The 20,963-nt window shown below is 64.9% G+C and carries 22 protein-coding genes; 12 read left to right on the top strand and 10 right to left on the bottom strand.

Annotation, left to right across the window (positions count from 1 at the left end; translation table 11 throughout):
- The first annotated feature begins 54 nt into the window (after positions 1–54).
- The 6 genes from SBI67_RS17850 to SBI67_RS17825 all read left to right on the top strand — a co-directional run bounded on the left by SBI67_RS17850 (position 55) and on the right by SBI67_RS17825 (position 5,053).
- Complete coding sequence (locus SBI67_RS17850) at positions 55–1,503, top strand: terminase large subunit domain-containing protein (RefSeq protein WP_318981828.1); 1,449 nt, start codon at positions 55–57, stop codon at positions 1,501–1,503.
- Entirely contained in the window at positions 1,500–2,807 is a 1,308-nt protein-coding gene (locus SBI67_RS17845; RefSeq protein WP_318981827.1) for a phage portal protein, read from the top strand. Before SBI67_RS17850 ends, SBI67_RS17845 begins: the two co-directional genes overlap by 4 nt.
- The gene (locus SBI67_RS17840; protein WP_318981826.1) at positions 2,804–3,373 is read left to right on the top strand and encodes a hypothetical protein; all 570 of its coding nucleotides are present in this window, start codon (positions 2,804–2,806) and stop codon (positions 3,371–3,373) included. Before SBI67_RS17845 ends, SBI67_RS17840 begins: the two co-directional genes overlap by 4 nt.
- Positions 3,370–3,780 (top strand): hypothetical protein, encoded by a 411-nt coding sequence (locus tag SBI67_RS17835; RefSeq protein WP_318981825.1) that lies wholly within the window; start codon positions 3,370–3,372, stop codon positions 3,778–3,780. The genes SBI67_RS17840 and SBI67_RS17835 overlap by 4 nt, the downstream gene beginning before the upstream one ends.
- A 131-nt stretch (positions 3,781–3,911) precedes the next feature.
- On the top strand, positions 3,912–4,745 hold the full coding sequence (locus SBI67_RS17830) for a phage major capsid protein (protein WP_318981824.1): 834 nt from the start codon (positions 3,912–3,914) through the stop codon (positions 4,743–4,745).
- Positions 4,745–5,053, top strand: a complete 309-nt coding sequence (locus SBI67_RS17825) for a hypothetical protein (RefSeq protein WP_318981823.1) — start codon at positions 4,745–4,747, stop codon at positions 5,051–5,053. The genes SBI67_RS17830 and SBI67_RS17825 overlap by 1 nt, the downstream gene beginning before the upstream one ends.
- A 573-nt stretch (positions 5,054–5,626) precedes the next feature.
- On the opposite strand, the gene SBI67_RS17820 is transcribed toward SBI67_RS17825, so the two are convergent.
- The gene (locus SBI67_RS17820; RefSeq protein WP_318981822.1) at positions 5,627–6,022 is read right to left on the bottom strand and encodes a hypothetical protein; all 396 of its coding nucleotides are present in this window, start codon (positions 6,020–6,022) and stop codon (positions 5,627–5,629) included.
- A gap of 87 nt (positions 6,023–6,109) precedes the next feature.
- Positions 6,110–6,307: a hypothetical protein gene (locus SBI67_RS17815; protein WP_318981821.1), complete on the bottom strand. Its 198-nt coding sequence runs from the start codon at positions 6,305–6,307 to the stop codon at positions 6,110–6,112.
- 346 nt (positions 6,308–6,653) lie between these two features.
- Here SBI67_RS17815 and SBI67_RS17810 point away from each other — a divergent pair, with 346 nt between their 5' ends.
- A complete protein-coding gene (locus SBI67_RS17810; RefSeq protein WP_318981820.1) occupies positions 6,654–7,643 on the top strand; it encodes a Gfo/Idh/MocA family oxidoreductase in 990 nt (329 codons plus the stop codon).
- Between the two features lie 6 nt (positions 7,644–7,649).
- On the opposite strand, the gene SBI67_RS17805 is transcribed toward SBI67_RS17810, so the two are convergent.
- The 4 genes from SBI67_RS17805 to SBI67_RS17790 all read right to left on the bottom strand — a co-directional run bounded on the left by SBI67_RS17805 (position 7,650) and on the right by SBI67_RS17790 (position 11,712).
- Positions 7,650–7,919 carry a metal-sensitive transcriptional regulator gene (locus SBI67_RS17805; protein ID WP_318981819.1) on the bottom strand — a complete coding sequence of 90 codons (270 nt, stop codon included), beginning with the start codon at positions 7,917–7,919 and terminating at the stop codon, positions 7,650–7,652.
- Positions 7,920–7,997: 78 nt separating this feature from the next.
- Positions 7,998–8,360, bottom strand: a complete 363-nt coding sequence (locus SBI67_RS17800) for a rhodanese-like domain-containing protein (protein WP_318981818.1) — start codon at positions 8,358–8,360, stop codon at positions 7,998–8,000.
- Positions 8,357–11,269 carry an MMPL/RND family transporter gene (locus tag SBI67_RS17795; protein WP_318981817.1) on the bottom strand — a complete coding sequence of 971 codons (2,913 nt, stop codon included), beginning with the start codon at positions 11,267–11,269 and terminating at the stop codon, positions 8,357–8,359. Before SBI67_RS17795 ends, SBI67_RS17800 begins: the two co-directional genes overlap by 4 nt.
- A complete protein-coding gene (locus tag SBI67_RS17790) occupies positions 11,266–11,712 on the bottom strand; it encodes an MmpS family transport accessory protein (RefSeq protein ID WP_318981816.1) in 447 nt (148 codons plus the stop codon). Before SBI67_RS17790 ends, SBI67_RS17795 begins: the two co-directional genes overlap by 4 nt.
- Positions 11,713–11,976: 264 nt before the next feature.
- On the opposite strand from SBI67_RS17790, the gene SBI67_RS29225 reads away from it, so the two are divergent.
- From SBI67_RS29225 to SBI67_RS17765, 5 genes are all read left to right on the top strand, one after another.
- A complete protein-coding gene (locus tag SBI67_RS29225; protein WP_318981815.1) occupies positions 11,977–12,162 on the top strand; it encodes a DUF8730 family Cys-rich protein in 186 nt (61 codons plus the stop codon).
- Positions 12,163–12,348: 186 nt separating this feature from the next.
- Entirely contained in the window at positions 12,349–13,728 is a 1,380-nt protein-coding gene (locus tag SBI67_RS17780; RefSeq protein ID WP_318981814.1) for an MBL fold metallo-hydrolase, read from the top strand.
- A gap of 15 nt (positions 13,729–13,743) precedes the next feature.
- The gene (locus SBI67_RS17775) at positions 13,744–14,946 is read left to right on the top strand and encodes an NAD(P)/FAD-dependent oxidoreductase (protein ID WP_318981813.1); all 1,203 of its coding nucleotides are present in this window, start codon (positions 13,744–13,746) and stop codon (positions 14,944–14,946) included.
- 26 nt (positions 14,947–14,972) lie between these two features.
- Complete coding sequence (gene trxA / locus SBI67_RS17770; RefSeq protein ID WP_318981812.1) at positions 14,973–15,347, top strand: thioredoxin; 375 nt, start codon at positions 14,973–14,975, stop codon at positions 15,345–15,347.
- 6 nt (positions 15,348–15,353) lie between these two features.
- Positions 15,354–16,127: a sulfite exporter TauE/SafE family protein gene (locus tag SBI67_RS17765; protein WP_318981811.1), complete on the top strand. Its 774-nt coding sequence runs from the start codon at positions 15,354–15,356 to the stop codon at positions 16,125–16,127.
- A gap of 3 nt (positions 16,128–16,130) precedes the next feature.
- Here SBI67_RS17765 and iolD read toward each other — a convergent pair whose 3' ends face one another.
- From iolD to iolC, 4 genes are read right to left on the bottom strand one after another with little or no spacing between them, the layout of a single operon-like run.
- A complete protein-coding gene (gene iolD, locus SBI67_RS17760; protein ID WP_318981810.1) occupies positions 16,131–18,080 on the bottom strand; it encodes a 3D-(3,5/4)-trihydroxycyclohexane-1,2-dione acylhydrolase (decyclizing) in 1,950 nt (649 codons plus the stop codon).
- A 3-nt stretch (positions 18,081–18,083) separates the two neighbouring features.
- Positions 18,084–18,956, bottom strand: coding sequence for a 5-deoxy-glucuronate isomerase (iolB, locus tag SBI67_RS17755; RefSeq protein ID WP_318981809.1), 873 nt, complete (start codon positions 18,954–18,956; stop codon positions 18,084–18,086).
- Positions 18,953–19,861: a Cgl0159 family (beta/alpha)8-fold protein gene (locus tag SBI67_RS17750; protein ID WP_318981808.1), complete on the bottom strand. Its 909-nt coding sequence runs from the start codon at positions 19,859–19,861 to the stop codon at positions 18,953–18,955. The genes iolB and SBI67_RS17750 overlap by 4 nt, the downstream gene beginning before the upstream one ends.
- Positions 19,854–20,861 carry a 5-dehydro-2-deoxygluconokinase gene (gene iolC, locus SBI67_RS17745; RefSeq protein ID WP_318981807.1) on the bottom strand — a complete coding sequence of 336 codons (1,008 nt, stop codon included), beginning with the start codon at positions 20,859–20,861 and terminating at the stop codon, positions 19,854–19,856. Before iolC ends, SBI67_RS17750 begins: the two co-directional genes overlap by 8 nt.
- Positions 20,862–20,963: the final 102 nt, after the last annotated feature.

The following is a 20,963-nucleotide window of genomic DNA, read 5'->3' as shown; positions in this document are numbered from 1 at the left end:
CTCACCTCTGCAGGTTGGCGTTATGTCTATATTTATCAATATATTTGAGGATCGTTGAAGTCTGGCGCGAAGGGTAGTGTCACCGCTGAACCATTGGTGTTCAAGGGGTGGCCGCTGGACCGTGCGCGCCGCCGGGAGCGGTTCATCCGCGAGTTTCTGGTGGTGCCGCGCGGCCAAGGGGCGGGTAAACCGTTCAAGCTTCGGGACTTCCAACTGGACATTGTTCGTGGTTCGTACGCCAAAGGGGTTCGCACAGCGCTTGTTTCGATCCCGCGCGCGAATGGCAAGACGATGTTGGCGGCGGCATTGGCACTTGCGGAGTTGTTCGTCGGTCCGCCGTCTGCCGAGGTCTTGACTGTCGCGTCGGATGCTCGCCAGGCCGCGATCACGTTGAAGTACGCGCGCCGGATGGTGGAGCTGAACCCGGTTCTGTCGGAACGGGTGCAGGTGTATGCCGACCGGCTGTATCTGCCGGAGAACGACGCAACATTGTTGCCGCTGCCTGCCGAGCCCGGGGCGTTGCACGGCCATGACCCGTCGCTGTTGATCGTGGACGAATTGCACGTCGTCACAGAGGCGGTGTGGGAGGCCGTGACCTCGGTATCGGGTAAACGGCCGGAGTCGTTGACGTTGGCTATCTCCACCCCGGCCAGCACACCCGATTCTGTGATGTGGCGGTTGGTGGAGCACGGGCGTGCGGGTACCGATCCGTCGTTTTTCTTCCGTGAGTTTTCCGCGCCGGAGGGGTGCGCGCCTGATGACCGGGAAGCGTGGCGGATCGCTAACCCGGCGTTGTCGTGCCGTGACCCGTTCCTGGCCGAGGACGGTTTGGCCGCCGCGTACCGAACGATTCGGTTGCCGGTGTTTCAGCAATTGCGCCTCGGGATGTGGGTGTCCTCGGTGGGGGCCTGGCTGCCTTGGGGGGCGTGGGACGCCCGCGCGGCGGAGAGGCCGAAAACGGGCCGGGTGGTGTTCGGGTTCGACGGGTCGGCATCTGGTGACTCCACGGCCCTTGTGGGCTGCACCATGGATGGCCATATTTGGCTAGAGGGTCTGTGGGAGAACCCGGGTGACCCGGATTGGCGGGTGCCGCGCAGTGAGGTCGACGCCGCCATTGCCAGAGTGTTCGACACCTACGACGTGGCCGCGCTGTGTTGTGACCCGTGGGGGTGGCGGTCAGAGATTGAGCAGTGGGCGCAACGCCACGGTGAGAAGAGGGTTTTGGAGTGGAACACCGCCGAACCGAAGCGGATGGCACCCGCGACTGACCGCATGTATCAGGCGGTGACCACCGGCGCCCTGACGCACGATGGTGACCCTCGGTTGGCTGCGCATGTCGCGCACGCCGTTGTGCGATCCACTGCGAATGGTGACGTGATCGTGAAAGACAAACGCGGGTCGCCCAGGAAGATCGACGCGTGCATTGCGGCAATCATCGCCTTTGATCACGCGGGCTGGCTTGCTAACCGTAAACCCAAGAGATTCAGAGTGATTACCCGATGAGCGATTTGCTCCGAGAACTGTTGCACCTACTTGACTCCCCGCAGGGCTACTACACACAGTTGCAGCGCTATGCGACGGGGCGGCAGCCGCTCGCGTTCCTGTCCCCGGCGTCACGCAAAGCGCTGGATGACCGCCTGGTGCGCATGTCGGTGAACATTCCGGCGTTGGCGGTGTCGGCGCTGACCGAACGCCTGCGGGTGACCGGGTTCAGTGACCCTGCCGTGTTCGACCTATTCACCGCGACAGACCTTGACCAGTTAGTCGGCCAGGTCCACACCGACGCTCTCACCTACGGGCAGGGGTTCGTGTTGGTGTGGGCCAAGAACGGTAAGCCGGTGGCCTCGGTGGAGTCACCGTTTCAGTGCGCGGTGTTGCGCGACCCGGCTGACGGGTCGGTGATAGCTGGCGTAAAGCGTTTCAGCGACAAGGATTCCACGCACGCGTATGTCTATCTGGCTGACCGGGTGGACCACTACCGGGCCCCGCAGACCGGGGCGGCGGTGTCGGGGTTCGTCCTGGTGGACTCGGTGGAGCACAACCTCGGTCAGGTGCCGTTGGTGTGTTTCGACAACCATCGCAGCGAGATTGACGATTTGCGTGACCTGACCGACGCGCTGGTCAAGGTGACGCTGGACATGGTGGTCGCCAGCCACGCAGCCGGGTTCGGGCGGAGGTGGGTCACTGGGGTTGAGTTGGTCGAGATGCCGGTACTGGACTCTGACGGCAATCCCGTCATGGGGCCGGATGGTGAGCCCGCCACCACGACAACGACCCCGTTCGATGAATCGGCGACATCGTGGGCCATTGCCGAGAACACCGAAACCACGTTCGGCAGCTTCGCCGAGGCCAACCTGTCCGGCTTCGAAACCGCCGTGCGGGTACTGGTGTCACAAATTCAGGCCGTGTCCGCATTACCTAGCCACTACTTGGGTGTGTTGCAGAACCAACCAACGTCGGCGGACGCCCTTCGCGCCTCGGAGGCGTCCCTGACCGCCCGTGCCGAGAGCAAGCAACTGTTGTTCGGGCGGGCATGGGAACAGGTGGGCCGCCTACTGCTCGCGGTCCAGACCAACACCGACACGACCGACACCCCGTTGCGGGTGCAGTGGGCCGACGCCGCGACACGATCGACCGCGCAAGAAGTGGACGCCGCCGTGAAATTGGTGCAGGCCGGGTTGCCGTGGTCGTGGGTGTTGAAACGGTTGAACTACAGCGACGACCAGATCACCGAGATTCGCGCCGCGATGCGTGCCGAGGCCCTCGACAAACAGGGCGTGAACCTTGACCTCGGTGAGGACACGTGACCCCGGCCGACAAATTCCAGGCCGCATTAGAGGAACTAGCCGACGACACCGCCGCGCGGGCCGCCCGCATCGTGCACGCGCACCGATCCAAGGCCGAACGGGTGGCCCGCCTGGTGGCTCTGCTGCAACGGTCCAACGCCGCCGCCACCGCCCTGGCGGACGCGTCCGCCAGCCGCCAGCTAGAGGCCCTGACCGGCCGCGCAACACCGGCGGCGGGCGTGCTGCCCACCGACGACTCAGAACGCCTGTTGAAGGCCGCCAGGACCGCCCTAGAGGACCGCACCACGTCGCTGGACCGTGTGACCCGCCTAGCCCGGTCCGAACCCCTACAGACCGCACAGCAGGCGTTCACCCAGGCGTCCAGTGGGATGCGGGTTGGCCGGGGCGGATACATCGGGTGGATACGGCAGACGAACGCCGGGGCCTGCGAACTGTGCCAGCACTGGGCCAGGGGTGGGCGGGTGTTCCCACCCGATCACGGGATGGCCCGCCACCCCAGCTGTGCGTGCGTGCAACGCCTCGTCATCTCCCCAACCAAACCCAAGCAAGTGAGGAAACCTAAGTGAGCGAGACCGACATCACCGAGGACAGCGACGTGACCGAAGACCGCGCGGACACCCCCGAGGATCAGACCCCTGATGGCCTGGACCCCGCCACCGCCGAGGTGCTGGCCAAGGTCCGCCGCGAAGCCAAGAACCTACGCGAACGCGCCAAGGCGGCCGAGGCCCGCGCCGATGAACTAGCCCGGGCGCTGTTCACCGCCCGCGTGGCGGCAACCGGAAAGGTGGAGAACGCCGCCGAGATTCCATTTGATGCTGACGTACTTGATGACGACGATGCCCTCACCGCTGCGATCGATGCCGCAATCACTGAACGCCCATACATCAAGGCACGCAAGGTATCCGGGGACATCGGCCAAGGGGTGCGTGGCGATCAGACTGGCCCTAAAGACTTTTCGGGTCTGCTTCGTTAGCCCGTTTGCTATAATTAGGGTAGCTAACCAACCCTGGTGGTTGGTGCTGACTTTCTAGGCCCTGGTGCCTGCCCTACATTTCACGCCCTGGTGGCGAATCTAATTCGCTTACCAGGCAAGGAATATCCACAGTGGCAGTAACCAACGCAGGTCTACAGACCGCGTTCACCCCCGAAGACTACGGCAAGCTTATCGATACCGTGATCGCTGAAAAGTCGATTGCGTTTCAGGCGGGCACCGTCATCTCTACCGGCTCCGAAACGATCCGCTTCCCGAAGATCACCGCCGACCCCGCCGTCGGATGGTACGCCGAGAACACGCAAATCTCGCTGACCGACCCCACCACCAATGAACTGGTGGTCACCCCGAAAAAGGTTGCGGGGCTGACACAAATCTCCAATGAGGCCGCCGACGACAGCAATCCCGCCGTGGCCGATCAGGTGGGCCGCACCCTGGCCCGTTCCATTGCGAAGAAAATCGATGCGGCGTTCTTCGGCAACACCGTGACCAACGGACCGTCAGGACTGTTGTCGCTCACCGGCATTATCGAGATTGACACCGACACCTTGCCGTTCACGAACCTTGACGCCTTCCACACCGCGAAGTCCGATGCGCTGGCCGGTGGCGCGACCCTGACCCATTTCATCGTGGCCCCCGATGTGGCCCTGGCCCTGGCGACCGCCAAGGAACTGACCACCGGCAGCAACAAGGGCCTACTGGACTCTGTAGGTGACGGTGTGACCCTGGCCGGTGTGCCCGTGCTGGTGTCCACCGATGTGGGCGCAGGCAACGCGTGGGGTGTGGACGCATCCCAGATTTTCGTGGTGCAGCGCACCGGCACCACCGTCACCCGGTCCACCGAAGCCGCGTTCGACTATGACGCGATCCAGGTTCGCGCGACGGCCCGTATCTCGTGGGGATTCGCCAATCCCGCTGGCATCGTCCGGATTTACGACACCGCGTAATGCCGACACCCGCTGAGCTGGCCACCTACGCCGGTCGAACCGTCACCACCGAACAGGCCACCGCCGTCCTCGGTGTGGTCAAAGCGATGGTGTCAGCCCACACCCGTGGGGTGGGTTTCACAGACGGTGAACCGAACAACGAACTGTCCGCAGTGATCCTGTCCGCGTCCGCGCGCCTGCTGATGAATACCGGCGGGCTGGAAGGCGAAACCATGGCGGCGTTCTCGGTGCGGTACGGCTCCGACGCGTTCGGATTCACACTGCCTGAGTTGATGGTGTTGAACCGATACCGCAAGAAAGCGTTGTAACACAACAGAATCTCCCCGGCCCGCACGCTGTCTGGTCAGTTGGCAACCATCCTTCCGGTGTGCGGGTGCAGGGGTTCAAACAATCCCGGTGTGACCCGCCGGGGTTTACGGGCGGCCCTGACCGCCTGGTCGTTGAGTCCCGAAGATGACTCGATACGGAATGAGCAAGGCCCCGGTGGTGATCCCACCGGGGCCTTGCTCCGGGCCGTCTATACGGGTCTCATCCCACGGTCCAAGCGACTACGTCCCTCAGCCGTACCCGCACCACCTCGGGTCGCTCGGAATCCCCGGGCATCACCGATAGCGGTTGAACGCTCAGGTGGACATATTCTGCATCGTCCGGTAGCGGCGCGATGTTGCCGGTGTATGCCGATTCATCTCCCAATCGACCTGTTGCCCAACGGCAGAAGTCCTCATGTGACGTTGTGTCTCCGTACACTCGACCTGACGGCAGGTAAAGGTCCAACGGAATCGACACCCCGGCAGCGACCGTTTCAGCAACCAGCTTCCTGAGTAACGGGTCGGCCTTGCTGGGGAGGGGCGGCGGATTGACAGTCGTCATGCTGGGTGTCGTCACGCCCGTTCCTCCTGTGCATCGGCTTGTTTGAGGAGACTGTTGATTTCTTCCGCCAGGTCTTTGATCTTCTGATCTTCCACGGCGGCGAACTCGGCGGTCAGGGCCGCGCCGTTGACGGCGGCGGCAAGCTTGTCCTCTACGTCCTTGATGTGCTTTCGCAGATACTCAACATTGGTGAAGGTCACCACCCAATCTCGTCCCCAAGGTGGTTCTTTGAGGACCTGAAACCCTTTTGATGCCAGTTCGACCTCTTCGAACGGCGTTACCTTTCTCGTTAGGCCGAGGATCACGGGATAGTGCGTGTCTGGTTTGCCCTCGCTCTGTAGCCAGCGTTTCGTGTAGGGCGCCTCATCCGTAAGGCGGATGCAGACAATTCGAAGCGGATCAGTCATGCTTCTAACGCTAGTCGAGGCGACCGACAGTATTTGCAGGATCACGTGTCGTTTGATCGGGTGAATTACAACGCGCCCAGCGGTCACCTACTTCATATCGGTGTCTGCCTCCCGGTCGTCTGCACGTAGATCATGCTTGTCAGCCAGTTCGAGGCGTTCCTGTTCGGTAAGAACCTCCGCTTCGCCTTCATCCCTGCTGCGCAAGTGTTCGGCCTCTCGACGGTGCTGGTCAATATAGGCCTGGTCCTCATCGGTGCCGTCGATGCCGTAGGTATCGCTCTCCATGACTTTCTACGGTATGTCGGTGGCGCGCTGGCGTGCGGCCGAAAGGCCGAAATGGGGCGCTGAATCGTTAGTGGCTGGTCGGACGTGCCTTCGTCGGGGCCGCAGTGGGGCCGCAGTTGGTGCCGTTGGGCCCGGATTGGCGGCATTCGGCGACAACTGGATAGGTGCACGTCAGGCCGCGTGTTGCCCACACTCGCCCAGCCCCGCCCACATCTGCAAACGCGCAGTCAGAACTAGCTCTACATCCTCTGATCGCCCCCCGTTTGTGCGGTTTCATCCGCGGCGCGCCGACGTCCACGGATGGAACCGCACAAACGCGTCAGCGGACTGGGTAATACTCGGCGGCATGACTGTACGCGTAGGTGTGATCGGGGTCGGCGTCATGGGCGCCGACCATGCCAGCAAGCTCGCCAGGGTGATCTCGGGCTCCGAGCTGGTCGCCGTCACCGATTTCAACAGCGAGGTCGCCGACACGGTGGCCACCGAACTCGGTGCCAGGGTGTCCCCGGACGGTCAGGCGCTGATCGCCGACGCCGGCGTGGACGCCGTGGTCATCGCGACCCGCGACGACACCCACGCCGACCTGGTTCGTGCCGCGTTGCGGGCAGGTAAGCCCGTCATGTGCGAAAAGCCCTTGGCCCCAACGGCTGCGGAATGCCGCGAGCTCGTGGCGGCCCAGCGGGAACTGGCGCAGCCGGTCGACCTGGTGACGGTCGGTTTCATGCGCCGGTTCGACCCGCCGTACCTGGCGCTGCGGGAGCGTGTGCGCGCCGGTGACCTCGGCGCGCCCCTGATGGTGCACGGCATCAGCCGCAATGTGTCCAGTGCCCCCGGTGGTGATTCGGCGTCGTCGATCACCAACTCGGCCATCCACGAACTCGACATCATGCCGTGGCTGCTCGACTCGCCGATCGTGGAGGTCAGCTATCAGCACGCCCGCTCCTGTGCGCACTCCGGCGCCCGGCAGGACCCGCAGTTCTATCTGTTGCGTACGGCGTCCGGCGTGCTGGTGACCGTCGAACTGTTCCTCAATGCGCGCTACGGCTACGAGACCCGGTGTGAAGTCGTCATGGAGACCGGCACCGCCGCACTGGCATTGCCCGCACATATCGTCACCGACGCTGATAGTCGCCGGGCCGTGGACTATCCGGCCGACTGGATCCCGCGCTACAGCGATGCCTATCGCATCGAACTGCAGGAGTGGGTGGACTCCGTCGCGGCCGGCCGTCCGTCGGACCTGGCCACCGCCGAGGACGGTCTGCGCGCGGCGCTGGTGGCCGACGCCCTCATCGAGTCGATGAATTCCGGCGGGCGGTGGATCGAGGTCGCGGACTGACCGTGATCAGGCCAGCGCCAGAAAGAGCTTCTCCAGTTCGGCTTCGCTCATCGGGTTCGACCCGTCGGCCGTCTCACCGGCGATGCATTCGCGCAGGCCGGTCGCGACGATCTTGAAGCCGGCCCGGTCCAAGGCCCGCGAGACCGCCGCCAGCTGTGTCACCACGTCCTTGCAGTCGCGGCCCTGCTCGATCATCGAGATCACGCCGGCCAGCTGACCCTGCGCACGACGCAGTCGGTTCAGCACCGCAGTGATATTTTCCTGGTCACCGGTCACGGTTCACGTCCTTCACTCTCGCTCCACGGCAACAGCGTACCCGCGGGGGTATATTCCCGGCGGACGCTGCGCCGCATGTCAGATGACAGCACCGGGCGTGCCATCGTCGCGGATGACCTCCAACCCGGCATGCTGCCAGGCCGTCATGCCGCCGTGGATGTTGTAGACCGTCATGCCGACGGCCGCGAGCTGGGCTGCCGCGGCACCGGATCTGCGGCCCGACTTACAGATGGCGACGACCGGAACCGTGCTGTCGAACGTGCCCACCGCCAGATCGCCCAGGCGGACATGCACCGCACCCGGTGCGTGGCCGGCGGCCCATTCGTCGTCCTCGCGAACGTCGAGCAGGATGGCGCCGGACTGGGCGACGACGGCGGTCGCGGCCGCCGGATCGATATCGATGACGTTCACCTCGTGTCCTGAGTTGTCGGAACGAGTCATGTCGAAACCTCCTGGTGTCGTTGATTGTTTTCGTCTGAGTCCGGTGCCGGGGGTGGTGTATTCCGGGTCGCGGGGCGCCATCGGACTTTGAGCGGCCACCAGAACCATGGCCCGAGCAGTGCCGCGATGGACGGCGTCATGAGCGAACGCACGATCAAGGTGTCGAGCAGCAGCCCGATGCCGATGGTCGTGCCGCCCTGTCCCACGTTCAGCATATCGCCGGACGCCATGGCGCCCATGGTGAACGCGAAGACAAGGCCCGCGGCGGTCACGACGCTGCCGGTGCTGCCCATCGACCGGATGATCCCGGTCTTGATACCGGCGCCGATCTCCTCCTTGAATCGTGAAACGAGGAGCAGGTTGTAATCGCTGCCGACGGCCATCAGGATGATGACGGCGAATGCCAGTACGATCCAGTTCAATTCGATCCCGATCACCCGTTCCCAGACCAGCACCGAGAGACCGAAGGCTGCCCCGAGCGACAACACGACGGTGCCGACGATCACCAGTGACGCGACCAGTGCTCGGGTGATCACGATCATCACCAGGAAGATCAGGGTCAGTGCCGCGAATGCGGCGATCATGGTGTCGTACTTCGCCCCGGATTGGATGTCCCGGTAGGTGGCGGCGGTCCCGGTCAAGGTGATCTCCGCGTTCGCCAGCGACGTTCCCTTCACCGCTTCGTGCGCGGCGACGAGTTCGTCGTCGACGGTCGAGATCCCCTGTTCGGTGGCCGGATCGACATCGTGGGTGATGATGAGGCGCGCCGCCTTGCCATCGGGGGACAGGAACAACGCCAGTCCCTTCTGGAAGTCCGGATTGGCGAAGACTTCGGGTGGCAGGTAGAAGTAGTCGCCGCTCTTGGACGCGTCGAAGGCTTCGCCCATCGCGGTGGCGGTGTCGGTCATCTGCTGCATCTGGTCGATCAGGCCGGCGAAGCTGCTGTGGATGGTCTGCATCGTCTGCTGCATCGAGGTTGCCGTCGAGATGATCGGTGGGAGTTGGTTGACCAGCTGTGGCACCAGCGCGTCGATATCGCCCATCCCGTTCGTCATGGCGTCCATGTCCTTCAGCAGGACGCCCATGTTGTCGCTCAGGGTGCCGACGCCGTCGATGGCGTCGAATGCCGACCGCACGCCCCAGCAGGCCGGGATGTTGAAGCAGTTGGGTTCCCAGTAGAAGTAGTTGCGGATCGGCCGGACCTCGTCGTCGAAATCGGCAAGGTGGTCGCGCATCGTGTCGACCGACGCCTTGAGGGTGTTCGCGTCGTCGACCGTGTGTTGGGCCGACGCCGAGGTGCGGTGCATGGCGTCGGAGAACTTGACCATCAGATTCTGTATCCGGGTCATCGCATCGATCATCGTGCCCAGGTTGACCGACATCGAGTCGATGTCAGCCACGCGCTGCTTGAGGAACTGCAGATTCTGGGTGATGGGTACCGATTGCATACTGACCTGATAGGGAATCGAGCTGTGCGCGATCGGCGATCCCAGCGGTCGGGTGATGCTCTGGACCATGGCGATGCCACGAACCCTGAACAGTGATTTGGCGATTCGGTCCAGCACGATCATGTCGGTGGAGTTACGCATATCGTGATCGGATTCGACCATGAGGATATCGGGGTTCAACCGGGCTGCGCTGAAATGCTTTTCGGCGGCCGTGTAGCCGATGTTGGCCGGCACATCGGCGGGAATGTAGTGCCGGTCGTTGTAACTTGTCCGATACCCGATCACGGCGAGGACGCCGAGAATGGTGATGGCCGTCGCCACCGCGAGAATCGGCTTCGGCCAACGGACCGTCGCGGTGCCGATCCGGCGCCATCCTTTGGTCTTCATCTTCCGTTTCGGATCCAGCAGGCCGAATCTGCTTGCCACCACCAGGATGGCAGGGGCGACGGTGAGTGCGGCCGTGACGGCGACGATCAGCGCGATGGCTGACGGATAGGCCAGCGACTTGAAGTAGGCCAGGCGGGTCAGTCGTAGGCACAGCATGGCGCCGGCGATGGTCAGTCCGGAGCCGAGAATGACATGGGAGACGCCGTGGAAGGCGGTGTAGTAGGCCGATTCCGGATCTTCGTCGTTCTGGCGCGCCTCTTGGTAGCGGCCGATCAGGAAGATCGCATAGTCGGTTCCGGCGGCGATGGCCAGGGCCGTCAGCAGGGGAACCGAGAAGGTCGAGAAGTCGATCACCCGGAAGTGCCCTAGCAGGGCGACCGCGCCGCGCGCGGAACCCATCTCGATGCCGACGATGGCGAGGATCAGCAGCACCGTGCTGAACGAACGGTAGACCAGCAGCAGCATGATCGTGATCACGACCATGGTGACCACCGTCATCTTGACCATGCTTTTGTCGCCGGTCTCCAATGAGTCGGTGGTCAAGGGCGCCGGACCGGTCACGTACACGTGTAAGCCGGCCGGCGGTGCGGTGTGGTCGACGATGTCGCGCACGGCCTCGACCGATTCGTTGCCCAAGGTGCTGCCCTGGTCGCCGGCGAGGTTGAGCTGCACGTAGGCGGCCTTCCCGTCGGCGCTCTGGACCCCGGCAGCGGTGATCAGGTCACCCCAAAAGTTCTGCACGTGCTCGACATGCTTGGTGTCGCGCTGGAGGTTCGCGATCAGCTCGTCGTAGTAGTGGTGCGCCGCGGCGTCGAGCGGCTGGTCTCCGGTGAGCACCACCATCGCGATGCTGTCGGAGGTGGATTCGGCGAACTTGGCACCCATCTTCTTGGCCGCGATGACCGATGGTGCGTCCTGCGGCGACATCGACACCGCGTTGTGCTTGCTGACCGACTCGACTTGGGGGAGTAGAAGATTCAAGGCTGCGGTGATCGCCACCCAGATCAGGATGATCGGGATGGCGCCGGCCCGGACCAGGCGGGCGGCCAATGGCCGCGGGATCTGGTCGGTCATGCGGCTTTGTCCAAGCAGAAGGCCTGGGCGTCAGGACCTGCGGTATGGCGTTCGACGACCACCTTGCCGTTGACGAGGATGCGGCAGCCGAGAGAGGTGCTGTCGCCCTGGGCGACGACGTTCGCCAAGATGCCGGGATCCGTCGTGACCACGTCTGCCGACCACGGCAGCGTCGTGAACGTCGCTTCCCGCGTGTTGCCGCCGGCGTCGAGGAAGCTCACCCGGCCGGTGGTGGCCGCGGGGCCGACGACTTGGTAGGTGACTCGCTTGGTGTTGAACGGGACGATGGCGTCCACGCGCTCGGACCCGGCCACGAACGGCAGATCCGAGTCGAAGAATGTGCGCAATCGGCTCACCACGGCCACGGCTGCCATCAGGGTCAGCACCACTACGGCCACCACCCAAAAGCGTTGTAGAAAGCCGAACAACGGCGGCAACTTCATCAGTGGAGCCCTATCTCGGATGTGTGCACCGGCCCCCGGTTGACGGAGGCCCGGCGGGGGAATACCCCAGGCGGTATTTTCCTGCCCACGGCAGCATAACGCGAGCCATCGATTTATACCATAGGGGGTATGGTATGTTGGCAACGTCACGGGATCGCGCCTACGTGGCGATCATGGTTCGCAAGACCGTCCGGACGCCCCCGCTGCCGAAGAGTTCGAGCGGGTCTGGCTTGAGTTGCCCTCGCCAGGGAAAGGAGTATCGCGATGTGTCGCGCTGTCACATGCCGGGTATGTGGAAAGACCACGTGGGCCGGTTGCGGGATGCACATCGACACGGTGCGGCGCGGGGTGCCGGCCGGTCAGTGGTGCGCCGGGCATTCGTCGGATGGGCCTGCGCCGGCCCGGCGGGGTTGGTTCGGCCGACGCAAAGCCGGGAAGGGCAAAACCTAATCCGGACCGCGCGGCGGTTACCGGCCGCGAGGTGACCAAAGCCTCTAGTGGAAAATACGGGAGGGGGTATCGTTCGAGATGGGAGCGATACCCCCTCTTCCTCGCTCCGGAGCTCGGAATAAATACCCTGGGGGGTAACTTGTAGATACCCATAGGGGTATTACAACCACGAAAGAGGAGACCGCAATGATCCTGCAGCAGTACTACCTGGATTGCCTGTCCCACGCGTCCTACCTGATCGGCGACGAGACCACTGGCCGCGCCGTTGTCGTCGATCCGCAACGCGACGTCGCTGAGTACGTGAACGACGCCAGAGAGCAGGGACTGGCCATCGAACTGGTCATCGAGACCCACTTCCACGCTGATTTCCTGTCCGGTCACCTCGAGCTCGCCAAGGCCACCGGCGCGAAAATCGTCTACTCCTCGGTCGCCGAGACCGAATTCGAATCCATGGGCGTCGAGGACGGCGAACGGTACTCGCTCGGCGATGTCACGCTGGAATTCCGGCATACCCCGGGGCACACCCCCGAGTCGATGAGTGTGGTCGTCTTCGAGCATGCCGATGATCAGGTGCCCTATGGGGTGATGACCGGTGACACCCTGTTCATCGGCGACGTGGGCCGCCCCGACCTGCTCGCGTCGATCGGCTTCACCCGCGAAGAGTTGGCGGACAAGCTCTACGACTCGCTGCACAACAAGTTGATGACCTTGCCCGCCGCGACGCGGGTTTACCCGGCACACGGCGCGGGCTCAGCCTGTGGCAAGAACCTGTCGACGGACCTGTGGTCGACGATCGGCGATCAGTTGGCCACCAACTACGCGCTGCGGGCCCCCGACAAGGCCACCTTCATGAAGCTCGTCACCGAAGGGCAACCGCCTGCGCCGGGCTACTTCGTCTACGACGCCATCCTCAACCGCAAGGACCGGGACCTGTTGGACGAGAACAAGCTGCCGACCGCGATGACCTATGAGCAAGCCCGTCAAGCGATCGACGGAGGAGCCGTCCTGGTGGACGGGCGCACGCCGGAAGAATTCGCGCAGGGCCACCTGCGTCAGGCGATCAACATCGGGCTCGAAGGCCGCTACGCCGAGTTCGCCGGTTCAGTGCTGCGGTCCGATGTCGACATCGTCCTGTTCACCGAACCCGGCCAGGAACTGGAGGGAAAGAACCGGCTGGGCCGGATCGGCTTCGACCGCGTCGTCGGCTACCTGGCCGACCCGTACCGGGCGATGTTCACCAATCAGGACGACGTCGTCGTCGCGTCGCGCTTGACAGCGAAGGCATTCAACGAGCGTGCGGCCCGCATCAAGGACCTGCAGATCGTCGACGTCCGCAATCCGGGCGAGGTCGAGGCCGGGGCGATACCGAACGCGATCCCGATTCCCGTGGGCCAGTTGCCCGCCCGACTGGGCGAATTGGATCCCGCCAAGCCGACGGTCGTGTACTGCGCCGGTGGTTACCGGTCATCGGTGGCTGCCAGCCTGCTGCGGCACAACGGATTCATCGACGTGAGCGACATCCTGGGCGGATACGGCGCCTGGGAAGAGACCGTCCAGAACGCCTGAAAACAAGGACACATCATGACCATCTCTGCCAAACACCAGATTGTGATCGTCGGCGGCGGGACCGCCGGCATCACCGTCGCGGCGCGCTTGCTGCGTAAGGGCTTCACCGACGTCGCAGTCATAGAACCCTCGGACAAGCACTACTACCAACCGCTGTGGACACTTGTCGGCGGCGGTCAGGCCAAGGCGTCGGCGACCGAACGCGCCGAATCGTCGGTGATGCCCAAGGCTGCCACCTGGATCAAGAAGGCCGCGAGCACGATCGATCCCGACGCCAACACGGTGACCTGTGCTGACGGATCCAGTTACGAATACGAGGTGCTGGTCGTCTGCCCGGGCATCCAACTCGACTGGAACCGTACCGACGGCCTGGAGGAAACCCTTGGGCGCAATGGGGTCTCGTCGAACTACCGGTTCGATCTCGCGCCGCGCACCTGGGATCTGATCCGCGGACTCCGTTCCGGAACCGCCGTGTTCACGGTACCGTCAGGCGCCATCAAATGTGCCGGCGCTCCGCAGAAGATTGCGTATCTGGCGGCCGACTATTGGCGCTCGGAAGGTGTGCTCAAGGATATCGACATCCACCTCGTCATGCCCGGGGCGCGGCCGTTCGGGATTCCGGCGATCGCGGACAGCCTCGACAAGGTGATCGCCGACTACGGAATCACCTTGCACACCAACTCCGAAGTGACTGCAGTGGACGGAGCCGCCCACAAGGTCGGTATCAGCAGTGTGGCACCGGGCGGCACCGACACCATGCTGCCCTATGACATCGTGCACGCCGTGCCGCGGCAATCCGCACCGGACTGGGTGAAGAGCAGCCCACTGTCCACCGGCGATGCCGTGGGCTACGTCGATATCGACAAAAACACCATGCAGCACGTGCGGTATCCGAACGTGTTCAGCCTGGGTGATGCCGGTTCCTCGCCGAACTCCAAGACAGGTGCCGCGATCCGGAAGCAGGCGCCGGTGGTGGTCGACAACATCGACGCGTACCTGAACGGCCGGCCGCTTGTGGCCTCCTATGACGGCTACTCGTCGTGTCCGATCGTCACCTCGTCGCACTCGATGCTGCTGGCCGAGTTCGACTACGACCTCAACCTGGAGCCCACGTTCCCGCTGCTCAACCCCACCACGCCGCACCGCGCGTACTGGTACCTCAAGAAGTACGGGCTGCCGTTCCTGTACTGGAACCTCATGCTGCGGGGCTTGGCCTGAACATCCCGACTCGAAAGGAGACAACGATGACCATCAACAAAACCACCAAGAATCTGACCACTGCCGACTTCCAGTCGACGATCTCGGAGAATCCCATTGTGATCGTGGACTTCTGGGCGTCCTGGTGCGGCCCGTGCCGCGCCTTCGCTCCGGTCTTCGATCGGTCCGCGCAGTCGCATCCGGACGTGCTGCACGCCAAGGTGGACACCGAAGCCCAGCAGCAGCTGGCCGCGGCGCTGGAGATCCAGGCGATCCCGACGATCATGGCGTTCCGCGACGGCGTCCTGGTCTACCGGCAACCGGGTGCGATGCCTGCTGCGGCGCTTGAGGATCTGATCGCCCGGGTCAAGGCGTTGGACATGGACGACGTGCGGGCCAAAGTCGCTGCGGCGCGGCGCTGACGCATCATGACCATCGTCCTTGCCCTCGCCCTCGGCGCCGTCATCGGGGTACTGCTGGGCCTGCTCGGCGGAGGTGGTTCCATCCTGGCCGTACCCGCCCTGGTCTACGTGCTCGGGCTTGGGATCGAACAGGCAATTCCGATGTCGCTCATCGTGGTCGGAACCGCCTCGGCGGTTGGTGTCCTGCCGAAAATCCGTGCCGGGCAGGTGCAATGGCGCCTCGCCGCGGTGTTCGCACTGGCGGGTATACCGGCCACCTTCATCGGCAGTCTCATCGGCAAGCAGCTGCCGCAATCGGTGCTGCTGTTGGGTTTCGCCGCTGTGATGGTGTTGGCCGGTGTGCGCATGCTGCAGGAGAACGCGTCGACCGGGACCGCGTGCAGGGTTGGCGACTCGGGCATCAACTGGCGCCGCTGTGCGACGCGCTCCATCCCGGCCGGGTTTGTCGTCGGCTTGCTCACCGGCCTGTTCGGCGTCGGTGGCGGCTTTTTGATCATCCCGGCGCTGGTGTTGATGCTCGGGGTCGAGATGCCGGTCGCCATCGGAACATCGTTGGTGATCATCGTGGTGAACTCGGCGGCGGGGATCCTGTCGCACCTGAGTGGCACCAGCATCGACTGGACGATCGCCGCGGCGTTCGTCGGCACCGCGATCATCGGGTCCCTGCTCGCCGGACATCTGGGCACCCGGCTCGACCACCGGCGACTCCAACACTGGTTCGCCTACCTGGTTTTCGCGGTGGCGGCCTACGTGCTGGTGGATACGCTGGTCCTGCGCTGAAGCTCAGCGGTCTGACGGCCGGATGAGCGGGCGCTGTACCCGCTTCCACTCGGCGTAGCGTTGGTAGGCCTGCTGGGTCGAGTCCAGTGTCGACTCCTGACTGACCGGGACATCCCACCAGGAATGGCTGTCCGGCGCGTAGATCCGTGGATCGGTCTCGACGTAGATCACGGTGATGCGGTCGGCGGCCTTGGCCACCTTGACCGCGTCCGCGAATTCGGCTGCGGTGCCGGCCTTAATCACATCGGCACCCAGGCTGGCCGCGTTGGCGGCCAGGTCGACCGGCAGGGTGGCGCCGTCCAGGCGGCCGCCCTCGCCGCGGTACCGGTAGGCGGTGCCGAAGCGCTGGGAGCCGACCGACTCGGAAAGCCCGCCGATGGAGGCGAATCCGTGGTTCTGCACCAGCACCGGGATGATCTTGACGCCTTCCTGGACGGCGGTGACGATCTCGGTGGCCATCATCAGGTAGGACCCGTCACCGATCATGACGAACACGTCGCGTTCGGGCGCGGCCATCCGTACACCGATACCACCGGCGATCTCATAGCCCATACAGGAGAACCCGTACTCGACGTGGTAGCCCTTGCGGTCCCGCATCCGCCACAGCTTGTGCAGGTCACCGGGCATCGATCCGGCCGCACACACCACGATGTCGTGCGGGTCGGAGAGCGTGTTCACCAGGCCGATCACCTGGTTCTGGTTCAGTGCGACACCGTCTTCGGTGGCGTACGCCGCGGAGACCGTGTCATTCCATTCGGCGACCAACTCGGCCGTGCGCGCCCGGTAGTCGGCACCGACCGTGTAGCCGTCGAGTGCCTCGGCCAGTCCTTCGACGGCCTCCCGCGCATCCGACACCACGCTGAGGCCACCCTGCTTCACCGAATCCAGCGATGCCACATTGATGTTGACAAACCGGACATCGGGGTTGTTGAACGCGGTGCGCGATGCCGAGGTGAAATCGCTGTAGCGGGTTCCGATGCCGATCACCACGTCGGCTTCGGACGCCAGCGCGTTGGCGGCGGTGGTGCCCGTCGAACCAATGGCGCCGACGCTCTGTTCATGATCATGCAGCAGCGAGCCTTTACCGGCCTGGCTCTCACCGACCGGGATACCGGTCTGCGTGCAAAACGCGGCCAGCGCGTCGGAGGCGCCCGAGTAGATGACGCCACCCCCGGCGATGATCAAGGGTTTCTCGGCAGATCGGATGATCTCGGCCGCGCGGGCGAGCACCGCGCGCTCCGGCAACGGGCGGGCAATGTGCCAGGTACGTTCGGCGAACAGCGATTCCGGCCAGTCGTGCGCCTCGGCCTGCACGTCCTGCGGCATCGCGATGGTGGCCGCCCCGGTTTCGACGGGGTCGGTCAGCACCCGCATCGCACCGAGCAGCGCTGAAGGCAGCTGCTCGGGACGCCACACCCGGTCGAAGTACCGCGACAGTGGTTTGAAGGCGTCGTTGACGGTCACATCGCCCGAGGACGGCAGTTCCAATTCCTGCAGCACGGGGGCGCTGACCCGGGTGGCGAACGTATCGGCGGGCAGCAGCAGCACCGGCAGCCGGTTGATGGTGGCCAGCGCGGCACCGGTGAGCATATTCGTCGAGCCGGGGCCGACGCTGGCGGTGACCGCCCAGGCTTGCAGCCGGTCCTTCTGCCGGGCGTACGCCACCGCGCTGTGCACCATTGCCTGCTCGTTGCGGCCCAGCACGTACTTCAGCCCGGGTTCGCGCCCCGCGGCCGACGACTCGACCTCATCCTGCAGCAGCGCCTGGCCCAAGCCCGCCACGTTGCCGTGCCCGAAGATGCCGAAGCACCCGGCGAAGAACTTCGATCGTTGTCCGTCCCGTTCGACGAACTGGTTGGCCAGGAATCGAACGGTCGCCTGCGCCACCGTGAGTCGGACCGTCGGCTCGGTATCGGCGAACTTCGCGGCGGACTTCGGTGCGGTCGAAACCATGGCTCAGGCTCCTCGTGAGGCGGTGGTGAAGGGCAGCCGCGGGTCGACCGCCTGGTGTTCCCAGCTGCCGCGCAGCCAGGTGTGATTGGGGTCGTCGCAGATCAGCCAGGCCCGGTCGGGACCGGATCCAGCCATCACGTTGAGGTAATACATGTGGTGGCCCGGTGCGGCGATCGACGGTCCGTGGTAGCCGTGCGGCACCAGCACCACATCACCGGTGCGGACCTCTTCGAGTACCTCGATGGGGCGTTCCGGGGTGCCGTACACCCGGTGATAGCCAAATCCCGGTGTACCGGCCGGGCTGTCGTCGATCTCGAAGTAGTAGATCTCCTCCAATTGGGTCTCTACGTCGGAGTTCTCGTCGTGTTTGTGCGCGGGGTAGCTCGACCAGTTGCCGCCGGGGGTGATCACCTCGCAGGCGATCAGCGAATCGGCCTCGAAGGCGGTGGCGGTGCCGAAGTTGTGCACCTGCCTGCTGCAGTTACCCGCGCCGCGCAGCTCTACCGGGACGTCCGCGGCGGCCACCCTGCGGTTCGGGAACGAGCGGCCGGCGCGTGCCCCGCAGATCGCGATCCGGCCGGAGCCGCTGACGGTGTACGCCTGGTCGATTCCCACGTAGACCATGTCGGCCGGGCCGTCGAACACCGAACCTCGCGGCGACAAGGCAAACGTCTCGCCGCCGGCCGCGACGGTGCCGCTGCCGGACAGCGGCAGGATCATCACCTCGGTGCCCGCGGTGTTCAGGGTCACCGAACCGTCCGTGCCGAGATCGACCACATGCAAGGAGGATTCGGTCCAGCCGGCGTCCTCGGGGGTGATCGCGACGGTGAACGGCGCCGCCGCACTGTTGGCGCGGATGTACAACTTGGAGTTCATCGGACCAACTTCACTGCCGTCGAAACCGCGGCGCTGACATCATCATCGGCGGGGTAGAGCAGGGTCCGGCCCACGATCAGGCCGCGTACCGCGGGCAGGGTCAGCGCCTTCTCCCAGGATGCGAACGCGGCGTCGGGATCGGTGGGATCACCACCGAGCAGCAATGTCGGCATGGTCGTCGATTCCATCACCCGGTCCATCTCCGGCACCACCGGCAGCTTCATCCAGGTGTAGGCCGAGGTCGAGCCCAGGCCCTGACTGATGTGCACTGACTTGATCACCGCGTCGGGGGACAAGTCGTTGCGCACCTTACCGTCGACGCGGGTGGACATGAACGGCTCCAGCATGGCGATCAGCCCGCGGGCGGCCAGTTCGTCGACGGCCCTGGCGCACGAGGCCATGGTGGCGACAGTGCCCGGATCGTCGAGGTCGATGCGGCACAACATCTTTCCGCCGTTCATCTTCGCAGCGGCGGTGGACGCCGCGGTCGCTCCCGTCATCCGGTCGTCGAGCTCGAACGAGGATCCGGCCAGCCCGCCGCGGTTGAACGAGGAGAACACCACTTTGTCCTCCAGCGCGCCGAGCAGCAGCAGGTCATCGAGGATATCGGCGGTGGCCAGCACACCGTCGACGCCCGGGTCGGCCAGAGCGGTGCGCAGCCGGTCCAACAGCTCGATCCGGTTGTTCATGGCGGTCGGCCGGGCGCCGACGGCCAGAGCGCCACGGGCCGGGTGGTCGGCGGCGACGATCATCAGGCGGCCGTCGCCGCGGACCGTCGGCCGGGTGGTGCGCTGCTGCCAGGCCCTGGTCACCGCGCCGGGATCGGCGGCCCGCAGCTCAGTGATGGCGGCGTAGTCGGCGCAGACAGGGGCGAGTGATCGTGCGCCGGTAGCGAGATCAGACATTGACGGCCTCCACGGCGGTCTTCTCGGCGAGGTCGGAGACCTCGGCGGCGGTGGGCATCGCGGTCGAGCACTCCAGCCGGGACGCCACGATGGCACCGGCGGCGTTGGCGTAGCGCAGCGTCTTCTCCAGTGGCCAGTCATGCAGCAGACCGTGGATGAGGCTGCCGCCGAAGGCATCTCCGGCACCCAGGCCGTTGACCACATCGACCTCGTTGGGCGGCACGGTGACCGAGCTGTGGCGGGTCTTGCCCAGCACACCGCGCGGTCCCTGCTTCACGATGGCCAACTCCACGCCGAGGTCCAGCAGCGCGTCGGCGGCCTTGTGCGGGTTGGTCTCACCGACCGCGATCTCGCACTCCTCTCGGTTGCCGACGGCGACCGTCACATGCTGCAGGGCCCGCTGCACCTGCTCGGTGGCCGCGGCCGGGGAAGCCCAGAACATCGGCCGGTAGTCCAGGTCCAGCACGGTCAGCGGGGCACTGGAGCCATTTCCCGTCGCTTCGCTCGCCTTGGAGCGTGCCTCCCAGGCCGTGAAATGCGCACTGCGACTCGGTTCTTCGGACAGTCCGGTGACCGTCGACCAGAACAGACGGGCGTTGCGGATGGCGTCCAGGTCCAGTTCGGCGGGCTGGATCTGCAGGTCCGGGGCCGACGGCTTGCGATAGAAGTACAGCGGGAAGTTGTCGGGCGGGAAGATCTCGCAGAAGGTCACCGGGGTGGGGTACTCGCCGTGGGTGGCGACGAACCGGTTGTCGACGCCGAGCCGGGCCAGTTCGTCACGGACGTAGCGGCCGAACGGGTCGTTGCCGACGCCGGAGATCAGGGCCGTGCGGTTGCCCAGGCGCGCCGCGGCGACCGTGACGTTGGCGGCGCTGCCCCCGAGGAACTTGCCGAACGAGGTGACGTCCTCCAGCCCCACTCCGACCTGTAGCGGGTAGACGTCCACGCCGCTTCGGCCGATGGCGATGGCGTCGAAAGCCTGGTTGACGGTAGCGGTCACGACTGACTCCCGAATGCGATGTGCTGACTGACCCCGGTGGCGCGACTGCGCCCGGTGTTGACATCGACTCTGCGCTCTGGCGCCACGTCATGTCAATACTTT

Source organism: Mycolicibacterium chengduense, from assembly GCF_033741155.1.
GTDB lineage: Bacteria > Actinomycetota > Actinomycetes > Mycobacteriales > Mycobacteriaceae > Mycobacterium.
This window is presented reverse-complemented; position numbering and strand designations above follow the sequence as displayed.